Below are 13399 nucleotides of genomic sequence, written 5' to 3'. Positions count from 1 at the left end.
AGGTGTATTTTTTTGTGATGTGTAGTTCTTATCGAAATTGCGACTAAAAATACAGGAATAAAGGACATTGAGAATATATTCGATGGCTAGTTGAGAGGAAAAGGTCGAGACTTTGAAATCTGCATGTTCAACGTTAGGAATGGGCAAAATCACTGTGGCGTATTTAGCTAATTGGCTGTTCAAGTCTGAAGTAATGGCAATAATCGGAGTGCCTCCTTCTGCAAAAATCCGTGCTTCATTTACGATTTCTGCAGTGTTACCACTGTAAGAGACGAGGATGGCTACGTCATTTTTGGTGGCATTGATGGCTAAATAAAATTGTTCAGCTTGATAAGGGATTAAATGGATAAATAGCTGAATGCGTAATAACTTTGTTTGAAAATCCGTTAAGCGAATGTAGGAGTTACTGACCCCCACTGCTAAAATATTTTCAGCGGTTAAAAGTAAATCAATGCTTTTATTTAACATGGCCTCGGTTAATAACTGTTGGGTGGATTGAACAGTTTCAGTCGTTAACTGCGCAATTTTCTTGGCAATTAGTAAATCAGAATCTTGCGCTAAAAAAGGCATATTCGCATCAACATTCCGGATTGCTTGGTAGTGAATTTCTAAGTCGCGGGACAAGCGGATTTTAAATTCTTTGAAACCGCTAGTTTCTGTTTTTTTACACAAACGAACAATCGTGGAAGTTGAAGAGTTGGTGGCTTCTGCTAGTTCATAAATCGACATATGCAGGACTCGTTCAGTATGAGATAAAATAAAATCAATAATTAGCCCTTCGTTATATGTATAGCGTTCTTTTTGTTCTAAACATTCGATTAGATTCAATGGGTTCACCTCTCTGTGGTACTTTGTTTCGCTTTCAGTATACCTTAAGCGTATGAATTATGAAACATAGTTACAGAATCAGTTAGTTGTATTTACATCAGAAAGCGGTTTCTTTATGATGAGGATATCACAAAGGATTAAGGAGAGAAGTGAAATGGATAAGTTAACAAACTGGGTGGAGCAAGCCGTAGTGCCTAAAATTTCAAGGATTACAAGTTTACGTTATTTTCAAGCCTTAAGAAATGGTTTTTTTGCAATTATGCCGTTAACAATTATTGGATCGATTTTTATGTTGATTACAGATTTTCCAGTAGCAGGGTATGGCAATTTTATGGCTGGAATTTTCGGTGCAGGTTGGGCGGATATGATTTCACCAGCTTATCGAGCGACTTTCAACATGATGGGAATTATTTTTGCTGGGACGATGTCCTATAAATTGGCGGAAAGTTACGAAATGGATCGTTTAACTTCATTAATTTTAGGAATTGTTGCTTACGTAGTCGTTTTACCGAAAACGGTGATCACAGAATCAGGCGAAGTTGTGACGAAAGTTTTATCGTTTGATTGGTTAGGAACGCAAGGGGTGATTACGGCCATTATTATGTCAATTCTTTCGGTTGAATTGACTCGTTTCTGTATTAAGAAAAAATTAGTCATCAAAATGCCTGAAAGCGTGCCTTCTATGGTGAGCCAAGCTTTTAGTGCATTGATTCCTGGGATTTTTGTGGTAGCGGTGGCTTTATTGATTAATGGGATTGGGCTTTCGTTTGCGGATTCCTTCCCGCAATTAATTTATGCGGTGATTCAAGCGCCACTGCAAGGTTTAATCGGAACCCCTTTTGCAATTATTATTGTGGCTGGCTTAAATGGACTGTTCTGGTGGTTTGGAATTCATCCAACTGTCATCAATTCCATGCTATATCCTATTTTGTATGCGAATGCAGACAAAAACCAAAGCTTAGCGGAATTAGGACAATTAACTGCTCAAAGTGGCAACTTTGGCACGGTCCAAATGCTCGATCAATTTGCCACAATTGGAGGCGCTGGTTGCACGATTGGCTTGGCTATTGCAATGGCCATCGTCGGACATTCATCTAGAATGAAAGCCATGTCGAAAATTTCGTTTGTTCCAGCATTTTTCAACATTAATGAACCCTTGATTTTTGGACTCCCAGTTATTTTTAACCCTTTATTATTGATTCCGATTGCGGTCGCGCCGATTGTATCGGTCTTGATTGCCTTTCTGTCAATGAAAATTGGGTTCATGCCAATGTTTACAAACATTCAAGCACCATGGGCTACGCCCTTTCTGTTTTCGGGCTTTTTAGTGGGAAAATGGCAAGGTGCAGTGACGCAAGTTTTAGCTGTTGCCGCTAGTGTCGTTATTTATTATCCATTTGTAAAAGCCTTAGATCGACAATATCAAAAAGAAGAAGCCCATGAAGTACCAGAAACATTGTAGAGAAAGAGGAGTGAAGGAAATGCATGTTGAGAATGATGAAAATATTTGCTGTGAAGTGGAAAAAGGAATGGAAAAAATGTATCATCCGATGGTGCCCGAGTTGGTTCAAACCTCTTCCTTTTATTTTCCAACTTACGAAGAATTTATGGCAGCGAGTATAGATGAAAAAAATAATTATGTTTACACACGTGGCACCAACCCCACAACAGAAATTTTAGAGAAAAAAATTGCTCGTTTGGAACGTGGAGAAAAATGTAAAGTTTTTGCCTCAGGAATGGGCGCTATTTCGGCAACGCTGTTTACGTTGCTCCAACAAGGTGATCATGTTTTAATGGTCAATACAATTTATGGAGAATCTGTTTCGTTTGTGCAATATTTAGAGAAATTTGGCGTATCCTTGACCAAAGTAGACGTTGCAGAAACAGAAGAACTTTTTCAATTTGTTCAGGAAAACACCAAAGTCATTTACTTTGAAAGTCCGTCCTCACAAAAGTTTGAACTGCTAGATTTAGAAAAAATAACTGCGTTAGCACAAAAAATAGGCGCATACACTGTCATTGATAACACGTGGGCGTCACCGTTATTTCAGCATCCATTATGCCATAATGTGGACCTGGTGATTCATTCTTGTTCCAAATATATTGGTGGTCATTCGGATATTGTAGCAGGGGCTGTCATTGGCAAAGCAGCGCTTGTAGATCAAATTTTTGAACATGGTCATCAAGCTTTAGGAGCAGTCAATAGTCCCTTCAATTCTTGGTTAGCGTTACGAGGTATTCGTACCATGCCCGTTCGGTTGGCGCATCAGTCTCAAGCCATCCAAACGGTGCTGTCGGCTTTGCAAAAGGATTCGCGAATCAGCCGCTTATATCATCCTTTTGTAGGAAATCAACAACAACAAGCGTTAGCAGAAAAATATTTAACAGGTTATGGCTCATTGTTTGCGATTGATTTAAAAGATACCGATTTTGAACGTTTGAAAACATTTGTGAACGCATTGACGCTGGTCACAATTGGGGTCAGTTGGGGTGGCTTTGAAAGTTTGGCCTTGCCTGTATTCAAAGGCAATAACTTAGCGGCTGTTCAGAAAAGAGGCTTGTCGCCAGCGCACATTCGCATGTACGTTGGTTTGGAAGAGCCAACATCTATTATCGAAGATATTCAACAAGCCTTGGATCAAGCCTACGGCGAAGAAACGCTTTTGTGAGACATTAAGATAATCAGCTGAACAAAAGCAACTCCTTCGGAAATAAGCCGAAATTCTCCAAAAATTAAAGAACAATTTTCGGAAATTTCTTCTTATTTCTTGGAGCTAAATACTTTTGTCTCAGCCTCTGTGATTCAATAACATATTTTCAATTTTAGGAGGGGAACTTAAGTCAGTTTGACTGAGGATGCTCCTCCTGTTTTGCATTTTTTTATTAAAGTCAAAGCGTTCCTCTTTATTTAATAGGCAAAGTTCGATATAATAATGGTCAATATTAGTCAAGAGAGAAGAAGGATGGAAGACTATGAGTAATCAAAATACGTCAGATTTAATCGAGGCTTATTTAAAAAAGATTTTAGAAGAAAGTAATAAAATTGAAATCCGTCGGGCGGAAATGGCTAATTTATTTAATTGCGTTCCTTCACAAATTAACTATGTAATTAATACACGTTTTACCATCCAACGAGGCTACGCAGTTGAAAGTAAACGTGGTGGAGGCGGCTATATTCGCATTGTCAAAGTACAAATTTCAGATAACGATCAATTACTAAAACAAATGGATCAATTAATTGGCGCAACCTTAACAGAAAAAGATGCGCTAACATTTATTCAAACATTGTATGAAGAAGAAGTGATTACGAAAAAGGAAGGCAATTTAATGCTAGCTGCTTTAAGTAAAAGCACATTAAATGGTCTGGGGAATCACGAAGATTTTCTAAGAGCTCAAATAATGCGTTCATTTTTAGAGCGCTTGAGCTATGAGGAGGAATAACTATGGATGAACTATTTACAGAAAGTGCGAAAGCCGTACTGGCGATTGCCCAAGAAGAAGCGAAGTATTTTCGTCATCAATCCGTCGGTTCTGAGCATTTATTATTAGCACTCGTTTTAGAACCGAATGGGATTGCCGGAAAAACATTACGACAATTGAATACTGACACAGAAGACATCCGTGAAGAAATTGAGCATTTAAGTGGCTATGGCACCATGCAAAGTCCAATGGGGAATAACAACTTATACTTACCTTATTCACCAAGAGCCAAACAAATCTTTGCCTATGCTGGAGATGAAGCGAAGCGCTTAGGGGCTCAAAAGATTGGTACCGAGCATTTATTATTAGGCTTGTTAAGAGACGAAGAAATTTTAGCGTCTAGAATTTTAGTGAATTTAGGATTAAGCTTATCCAAAATGCGTCAATTATTATTGAAAAAAATGGGCGTTTCCGAACCCAATAGTGCACAACGTCGTCGGAATGGTCAAAATAAAAATGCGCCACAAGGGACGCCAACATTGGATTCTTTAGCAAGAGATTTAACCAAGTTAGCACGAGAACAAAGCTTGGATCCAGTAGTTGGTCGCGGGACCGAAGTCCGTCGTTTGATCCAAATTTTGAGTCGCCGTACCAAAAACAATCCTGTCCTAGTCGGTGAACCAGGTGTTGGAAAAACAGCGATAGCAGAAGGATTAGCCCAGAAAATTGTCAACCGGGAAGTCCCTGAAGATATGCAAGGCAAACGTTTAATGATGCTAGACATGGGTGCCTTGGTTGCTGGAACCAAATATCGAGGTGAGTTCGAAGATCGCTTGAAAAAAGTTGTCGATGAAATCTATCAAGATGGACAAGTCATTTTATTTATTGACGAATTGCATACCTTGATCGGTGCTGGCGGTGCAGAAGGGGCGATTGATGCTTCAAATATTTTAAAACCTGCTTTAGCACGTGGCGAGTTGCAAACAATTGGTGCGACAACTCTGGATGAATACCAAAAATATATTGAAAAAGATGCCGCTTTGGAACGTCGTTTTGCCCGTATTCAAGTAGCAGAACCAACGCCAGAAGAAGCAGAAGAAATTCTAAAAGGCTTGCGTTCACGCTATGAAAAACATCATGGCGTAGAAATTACAGATGAAGCTCTACATGCAGCGGTTCAATTATCGATTCGCTATTTAAATGACCGCCAATTACCAGATAAAGCAATTGATTTAATGGACGAATCTGCAGCAAAAGTTCGTTTAGATAAGGCAGATCAACCTTCAGAAATTAATGAATTGCGTACCGAAATTTCTCAATTAATTACGGAAAAAGAAGAGGCCATTCAAAACCAATCATTTGAAAGTGCTGCTCGGATTCGTCAAAAAGAAAAACAAGTGATGGAAAAACTAGAAGAATTGATTGCAGTGAAAGAAAAAAGTCTGTCTGGTTACAGTACGCAAGTAACAGAAGAAGATGTGGCTGGAGTCGTTTCACAATGGACAGGCGTTCCTTTGCAGCAGCTAGAGAAGAAAGAAAGCGAACGATTGATGGAATTAGAAACCATTTTACATCAACGGGTCGTTGGCCAAAATGAAGCAGTTGAAGCTGTTTCACGCGCTATCCGTCGTGCGCGTAGTGGCTTGAAAGACCCAGCAAGACCGATTGGTTCCTTCATGTTCTTAGGACCAACAGGGGTTGGGAAAACGGAACTTGCCAAAGCCTTAGCCGAAGCGATGTTTGGCAGCGAAGAAGCTTTGATTCGCGTGGACATGTCTGAGTTTATGGAAAAATACAGCACTAGCCGTTTAATCGGTTCTCCTCCAGGTTATGTCGGCTACGAAGAAGGCGGCCAACTAACTGAAAAAATTCGTCAACGTCCTTATTCCGTTATTTTGCTAGATGAAGTAGAAAAAGCCCATCCAGATGTCTTTAATATTTTATTACAAGTCTTAGATGATGGCCATTTAACGGATGCCAAAGGACGAAAAGTCGATTTCCGTAACACGATTTTAATCATGACCTCCAATTTAGGGGCAACAGCGATTCGTGAAGAAAAACATGTCGGCTTCAATGTGAAAGACATTTCTAAAAATCATGAATTAATGCAAAAACGAATCATGGAAGAATTGAAAAAAGCCTTCCGTCCAGAATTCTTAAACCGAATTGATGAAACGGTTGTCTTCCATTCCTTGAAACAAGAGGAAATTCATGAAATCGTAAAAATTATGAGTCAATCTGTCGTGAAACGGATGGCCGAACAAGAGGTTAAAGTGAAAATCACACCAGCTGCAATTGAAGTTATTGGTAAAGTCGGGTTTGATCCAGAATATGGCGCACGTCCAATTCGTCGGGCCTTGCAAAAAGAAGTGGAAGATCGTTTAAGTGAAGCCCTTCTTTCCGGTCAAATTCAGTTAGGGGATAAAGTAACCTTAGGTGCTAGCAAAGGCAAAATTACGTTAAATGTGCGGGCACCAAAAGCACCAAAGACAGAAGCGAAAGAATTACAAACTGTATAGATGAGATGCAAAGGAGGTCGGGACAGAAGTGTTTAACTCCGAGAAATAAGCCGAAGGGGTTGCTTCTGTTCTCGCCGTGTATCAGTTTTTGAGCGTGGAGCAAAAATCCAAAGTGATTTTTGTCCCACGCTCCTTTTTCTATTTTCCAGTGGCGATTTCTTTTTGAGAATTGCCAGATTGATTTTTCTGTGCTACGTTAATAAGGAGGGGTGATGGAATGGAACAATCTTTTTTTCGAGAATTACTACATTATCAACGTCCAAAGGATAATCCTTTTCGACTAGTGTTTGCTGGCTTGGTTATGTTCAGCATTCTTTTTTTGGGCTATATCAATCATCAATTATTGATTTCAAGCTTTGGCTCGTTAGGTATTTTTACTTTTTTATATTATCAGCCGTTACCATTAAAACAGTTAATGACTCGTTTATCTGTGGTCGGTAGTTACCTTTTTTTAGGAAATTTGTTAGGCATGTTATCGACCCATATTGCATGGCTTATTCCCATTGTTGTTGCACTGGTTGGTTTTGGTGGCCGCTTTTTCTTTGAAGTCTACGATATTTCAAAACCAGGGGCCTTCTTTGGTGTGATGGTGACAGCGATGGGTGCCAGTACGAGTATTCCGTTAGCAAAAATTCCGTTCATGAGTGGCTGTATGTTATTAGGTATCGGCTTTTCTATTTTGTTTGCACTAGTGTTGCATTTTACAGAGAAGGAAATCAGTGCCCCGCTAGCTAAGCGATCATTACGGGAACGAATTTATCGGCATCCAGAAGCGCCATTAGATAGCATATATTATAGCTTTGTCTTATTTTTTGCTGTATATATCAGCGAAAGTTTACATTTACAGAATCCGTATTGGTTAGTCGTTTCCTGTGCATCCATTTTACAAGGAGACAATTTACGTGCGATTAAGCAGCGAAATATTCAGCGAATTTTTGGCACAACGATTGGATTGGTTATTTCCGCTTTTCTGCTTAATTTAGCTTTGACAACTTTTGAATCGATTGTCGTGATTACAATCTTATTTGTGACCGTTGAGTATTTTATTCGTCGTAATTATGGATTGGCGCAATTTTTCACAACGCCTATGGCTCTGATGCTGTCATTGCTCGTTCGTCAGCAGTACGTGATAACGTTGATTCAATTCCGCTTTTTAGGGATTGTTTTAGGCAGCTTGTTAGGCTTAGCAGCAGCGTGGCTATTCACCGTTGTAGTAACGTTTTATGAACGAAAATACCACTTGAACGAGTGACCAAAGAACAGATGATCAGTAATTAAAAAAGAACATTTGGTAGGTAAGCGGATGGTGCTTCTCTACCAAAATTTTTTTCGGAAACATTGTGAAAAATGTACGTTTAATACAGATAGGCTCTTTTAAAGTTTGTGAACGTATGATACTATTAAACGGTCATAAAGAAGGAGGCTATATTTATGATTGAACTGATTGCAACTGCAGAATCTGTTGAGCAGGCTGTAGAATTACTCGCAACAGGTGTGGATACATTATATATTGGAGAAGAAACATTCGGGTTGCGTTTGCCCGTATCTTTTACACGAGATGAACAACGCGAGATTGTGAAACGTGCACATGAAATGGGCAAACAAGTGCTAGTTGCAGTAAATGGCATTATGCACCCTGAAAAAATGAAATTAGTCCCAGAGTATCTGACATTTTTAAAAGAAATCAACGTCGATAAAATTACTTTGGGTGATCCGGGTATTGTGTTTATTATGCAACGAGATAGATTAGAAATTCCTTACGTTTATGATGGCGAAACCTTGGTAACGAGCTCACGTCAAATCAATTTTTGGAGTAAACGAGGAGCCATCGGAGCTGTCCTAGCTCGGGAAGTACCTTTTGAAGAAATGGTCGCAATGGAAGAAAACTTAGCAGTTCCAGCTGAAATTCTTGTCTATGGGGCGACGTGTATTCATCAATCGAAACGCCCATTAATTCAAAATTACTACAATTACACAAAGAACGACAAAGGGGTTACGAAAGACGAAGGGCTGTTTATTTCTGAACCAAAAAAACCAGAAACCCACTATTCCATTTATGAAGATAGTCATGGTACGCATATTTTTGCCAATAACGATGTGAACTTGATGAATGAGTTAACAAACTTGTATGACCATCACTATCGCACATGGAAGCTCGATGGCCTTTACACACCAGGTGAAAATTTTGTCGCGATTGCTCGCTTATTTGCTGAAGCGAAAGCAGCACTTGAAGCGGGAACTTGGTCAGAAGATCAAGCAGCTCATGCAACAGCTGAAATTGAAAAATTACATCCAACAGGTCGTGGCTTAGACAATGGTTTCTTTGATTTAAGTGCCGATGCAATAAAATAAATTGATTCATTTAAGGGGAAGAAGAACATGAAAGTAATGACAGAACGAACATTGAAGCGTCCCGAGGTGTTGGCTCCAGCCGGGACGCTAGAAAAACTAAAAGTCGCAATTCGTTACGGTGCCGATGCCGTTTATATCGGAGGGAATGCCTACGGTCTGCGTAGCCGCGCAGGAAATTTCACGCCAGAAGAAATGGCGGAAGGCGTAGCCTTTGCCCGCGAACATAATGCGAAAGTTTATGTCGCTGCCAATATGGTCACTCATGAAGGAAACCAGGAAGGGGCAGGAGCGTTTTTCAGAGAATTGCGAGACATCGGAATTTCAGCTGTGATTGTTTCCGATCCAGCTTTAATCGAAATTTGTGCGACAGAAGCACCAGGTTTACCTATCCATTTATCGACACAAGCTTCAGCAACTAATTATGAAACATTAGAATTTTGGAAAAATGAAGGCTTAGAACGTGTGGTTTTAGCGCGCGAAGTTTCAATGGAGGAAGTTGCAGCGATTCGTGAAAATACGGACATTGAAATTGAAGCCTTTATTCATGGAGCAATGTGTATTTCATATTCAGGTCGTTGTACTTTATCCAACCATATGTCGATGCGGGATGCCAATCGTGGCGGTTGCTCTCAATCTTGTCGTTGGAAATACGAGTTATTTGATATGCCTTTTGGGACAGAACGTCGGAGCAAAACCAGCGAAGGGGAAGTTGAAGAAGAGTTTTCAATGAGCGCCGTAGATATGTCTATGATTGAACATATTCCAGAATTAATTGAAAATGGTGTCGATAGTTTTAAAATTGAAGGCCGCATGAAATCCATTCACTATGTTTCGACAGTCGCTAATGTGTATAAAAAAGCCGTCGATTCTTACATGGAAGATCCTGAAAACTATGTCTGCCAACAAGAGTGGATTGATGAATTATGGAAAGTAGCACAACGTGAATTAGCAACTGGATTTTATTACAATACACCAAGTGAAAATGAACAATTATTCGGCGAACGTCGTAAAATTCCACAATATAAATTTGTTGGCGAAGTGATTGCGTACAGCGAAAAGACGCAAGTCGCAACGATTCGTCAACGGAACCTTTTCAGTGTCGGCGATGAAATTGAATTTTATGGTCCTGGGTTTACCCATTTCCACCAAACCGTTAAAGAGATGTATAATGAAGACGGTGAAGCGATCGATCGGGCACCTAATCCCATGATGTTATTAACAATGGAAGTGACGCAACCTGTTGCAGTCGGCGATATGATTCGTAAGAAAAAATAAACCAGCCAAAAGGAGGAGTAAATATGAGTGTCCGCGTGAATGATTTATTAAAATTACCGTCTTTGCGAGAAGCAACGGTACTTTCTGGTAAAAACCAATTGGACACATCTGTTGCTTCTCTTTCTTTTTTAGAAGTCTCTGATATGTCTTTGTTTTCGGAAAAACTTCACAAAACAAATGAATACCATGCTGGCGAAATTTTGATTGGTTCATTTTGTGCCATTCGTCATGATGTGGTGAAGCAATGTGAAACGATTCGGCATCTCCATGAATTAGGCGAAGTAGGCCTAATCTTGTACTACGTCGGGATTATCGTACCGAAAGTTGCAGAGGAAGTGATTCAATTAGCGGATTCTTTAGGTTTTATTTTAATCCAAATGCCTAAAAACGATCCCACATTACGCTATAACGAAGTCATTTATGAAGTCATGAAATTGTTAGTCAATAAAAATAAAATGACTTCTTTTGCAACGGACCTCTTGGAAAAAGTTTCCCTTTTGCCTGAACAAAACCGCAGTGTGGAAATGACCTTGAAAATCCTATCCGATTTTTTAAAAGTCAATATTGCGTTAACCACCTATACCAATGAAATCATCAGCACCATCAATTGGCCGCGAAGCACGAAATTGCCCTTAACCAAGTTACTTTATCAATCACAAGAGAAAGTAGCGCTGGGAGAAACGACCTACTTCATTACCTCGCAAAAACTTCCTCAGAAAGATGGACAAACATTGAAGCTTTACTTCATTCGAGAAGAAGAGCAGTTAACCTCTTTTGAGATGAATCAAGCGGTGGAAGTCGTTCAGATGGCTCTGAATTTATGGGGGAAAAACTATGACGAAGTCAGTGAGTATGCCTTAGTCCAAGCAATCATTAACGATGAAAGTGATAAGATGTACCAATTAGCCAAAAAATTAATGATTAATATTTCTTCTGTCGAAACGATGTGGCTTTTGCCCATTTGGCAACAAGGACAAGAAATCCACGCTATTCAGCAAGATTTGAAAGATTTCCTACGTTACTATTACCAAACAACGATTGTCCAGCAAACAGAAAATTATCTGATTGTTCTCTTAGGTAATTATTTACACAAGCAGCCTGAAGCCACGATTAGTAAAGAATACTTGCAAGCCACAGACTATCAGGACTATTTAGGTGAAATCATCCTTTGTCCGAAAGTTCGTAACACGACTGAAGTGCGTGTCAGCTACCAAACCGCTAATCAAGTCGCGCCGTTTTTAAAGCGTGTCTATCCACAAAGAAAAGTGTTATCAATCGCGGAAATTCGTACAGTTCAACAAATGATGACGTGTCTCCAAGCAGGAGAAGAAGCAATCCAACAACGCTTAGCAGTTATCCAACCTCTCTTAAAAGAATCAGAGCAGTTAATGACATTAGGGACGTTTTTACTAGATGCAAGTAGTGATTTTAAAGAATGCGGCGAACGCCTATTTGTTCATAAAAATACGGTCAAATATCGTATCAGTAAAATTAATGAAGCGCTCGGCTATGATATGACCAACGCCGCCGAAGCCTATGAAGTCTATTTGGCGATGATCTTATATCGCTTGGTCACGAACGAATGAAAAAAGCAGACAATCGGCAGTAGCCGATTGTCTGCTTTTTTATTTTAAGCCAAAACTTTCTTGATATTTTTTTCAATTTGAAAAAGACCTATGACTGATTTTTCGTTATAATTGAAAAAATAATTAAGGAGGGATGAGAATGAAATTAAAAAACGAGCAACAACAATCGTGGCTTAGCTTAGCATTTGTTTGGGCGGGCGCAATGATTAGCGTGCCAGGATTAATTATTGGAGGAACGTTAGTTGCAGGCATGCCTTTATGGGAAGCTTTGTTAACAGGATTTATTGGTTACGGTATTATTGTTATTTTAATGATTTTACAAGGAATTCAAAGTTCCGACTTACAAGAACCTTCTGTCAAAGTCGCTTCTCAAGTGTTTGGCATTCAAGGTTCGCAAAAGATTATTTCCATTATTCTAGCGATTGCTTGCTTAGGTTGGTTTGGCTTGCAAGCCAATGTCAGCGGCGGCGCCTTCACGAACTTTTTAAAAATTTACGGCATTGATTTACCTGTGTCGCTTTCTTCCTTAATCTGGGGAGTTATCATGCTTATTTCGGCTCTTTATGGCATAAAAATATTGAAAATTCTGAATTATTTTGCGGTTCCTGTGTTAGTTCTGGTTTGTCTTTATGGCTTGGTGGCTTCGTTAAGAAACAACGGTTGGGAAGCTGTTAGTCAATATACACCTCAAACAGTAGGAAGCTTTATGTCAGGTCTTTCAATGACTGTCGGTTCTTTTGCATTAGGCGCAGTAATTGCTGGAGATTACTCTCAATATGTTTCTTCTCGTAAAGATGTGGTTAAAGCGGCCACCTTAGGGATTTTACCGACAGGCTTGTTGATGATTGGCGTTGGTGCGGTCTTGACCATTGCTTCGAACACCGCAGATATCACGGAAGTTTTTATGAATCTCGGTTTTCCAGTTTTAGGAATTATTGCGCTAATTTTAGCAACTTGGACCACGAATGCCGTGAATGCTTTTTCTGGCGGACTGGCCTTGATTAATGTCTTTGATATTCCAAAAGAAAAAGAAAAAGTCGCTGTCGGTGCGGCCGGCGCCATTGGAACCTTATTAGCAGTTGTGGGGATTTTAAATTACTTTACGCCGATTATGTCTGTCCTTTCTGCGATGGTTCCACCAGTGGCTGGTGTAATGATTGCTGCCTATTGGTTGATTAACAAAGGCGATCGAACCAAATGGCAGCCAACGCCTGGCGTGAATAAATTAGGTGTTTTTTCATGGCTAATTGGTGCTGCAGTGGGGGGCATTCCGGTGATTATGAGTTTCTTTCCCAATGCCCCTCAATTGCCTAACCAACCGCTAATTGGCATTGTTTTATCGTTTGTTATTTATTATTTCGGTGCAAAACGTCAACAGACGAACACCGAATCATTAGAAATGGAATGAAGAAGAGGAGT

At 39.7% G+C, this 13399-nt stretch carries 10 protein-coding genes (1 of these 10 cut by a window edge); 9 read left to right on the top strand and 1 reads right to left on the bottom strand.

The window, feature by feature from the left end; genetic code table 11:
• A protein-coding gene (locus tag IGJ20_RS13015; protein WP_002354705.1) for a MurR/RpiR family transcriptional regulator crosses the window boundary here: on the bottom strand, window positions 1–837 show its 5' portion. 21 nt of this gene lie to the left of the window's left edge; the window shows 837 of its 858 coding nt (coding positions 1–837); the start codon lies at window positions 835–837; its stop codon lies off the left edge, out of view.
• A gap of 145 nt (window positions 838–982) precedes the next feature.
• On the opposite strand from IGJ20_RS13015, the gene IGJ20_RS13010 reads away from it, so the two are divergent.
• The 9 genes from IGJ20_RS13010 (at window position 983) to IGJ20_RS12970 (ending at window position 13388) form a co-directional block, all read left to right on the top strand.
• Window positions 983–2290: a PTS sugar transporter subunit IIC gene (locus IGJ20_RS13010; RefSeq protein ID WP_315985678.1), complete on the top strand. Its 1308-nt coding sequence runs from the start codon at window positions 983–985 to the stop codon at window positions 2288–2290.
• Window positions 2268–3497, top strand: a complete 1230-nt coding sequence (locus IGJ20_RS13005; protein WP_202522614.1) for an aminotransferase class I/II-fold pyridoxal phosphate-dependent enzyme — start codon at window positions 2268–2270, stop codon at window positions 3495–3497. Before IGJ20_RS13010 ends, IGJ20_RS13005 begins: the two co-directional genes overlap by 23 nt.
• 304 nt (window positions 3498–3801) lie before the next feature.
• Window positions 3802–4269 (top strand): CtsR family transcriptional regulator, encoded by a 468-nt coding sequence (locus IGJ20_RS13000; RefSeq protein ID WP_002354715.1) that lies wholly within the window; start codon window positions 3802–3804, stop codon window positions 4267–4269.
• 2 nt (window positions 4270–4271) lie between these two features.
• Window positions 4272–6767: an ATP-dependent Clp protease ATP-binding subunit gene (locus IGJ20_RS12995; protein WP_010821975.1), complete on the top strand. Its 2496-nt coding sequence runs from the start codon at window positions 4272–4274 to the stop codon at window positions 6765–6767.
• Window positions 6768–6984: 217 nt separating this feature from the next.
• Window positions 6985–8019 carry an FUSC family protein gene (locus tag IGJ20_RS12990; RefSeq protein WP_002354721.1) on the top strand — a complete coding sequence of 345 codons (1035 nt, stop codon included), beginning with the start codon at window positions 6985–6987 and terminating at the stop codon, window positions 8017–8019.
• Window positions 8020–8198: 179 nt separating this feature from the next.
• Window positions 8199–9119, top strand: a complete 921-nt coding sequence (locus tag IGJ20_RS12985; RefSeq protein ID WP_126254842.1) for a peptidase U32 family protein — start codon at window positions 8199–8201, stop codon at window positions 9117–9119.
• A gap of 27 nt (window positions 9120–9146) precedes the next feature.
• Complete coding sequence (locus IGJ20_RS12980; RefSeq protein ID WP_126254841.1) at window positions 9147–10394, top strand: peptidase U32 family protein; 1248 nt, start codon at window positions 9147–9149, stop codon at window positions 10392–10394.
• Between the two features lie 23 nt (window positions 10395–10417).
• Window positions 10418–11980: a PucR family transcriptional regulator gene (locus tag IGJ20_RS12975; RefSeq protein WP_126254840.1), complete on the top strand. Its 1563-nt coding sequence runs from the start codon at window positions 10418–10420 to the stop codon at window positions 11978–11980.
• 133 nt (window positions 11981–12113) lie between these two features.
• Window positions 12114–13388 (top strand): cytosine permease, encoded by a 1275-nt coding sequence (locus IGJ20_RS12970; RefSeq protein WP_161970876.1) that lies wholly within the window; start codon window positions 12114–12116, stop codon window positions 13386–13388.
• Window positions 13389–13399: the final 11 nt, after the last annotated feature.

It is taken from the genome of Enterococcus sp. DIV0294 (assembly GCF_050558155.1).
GTDB lineage: Bacteria > Bacillota > Bacilli > Lactobacillales > Enterococcaceae > Enterococcus > Enterococcus faecalis.
Note: the sequence above shows the minus strand (reverse complement) of the source record. Positions and strands in the feature narration are given on the sequence as shown.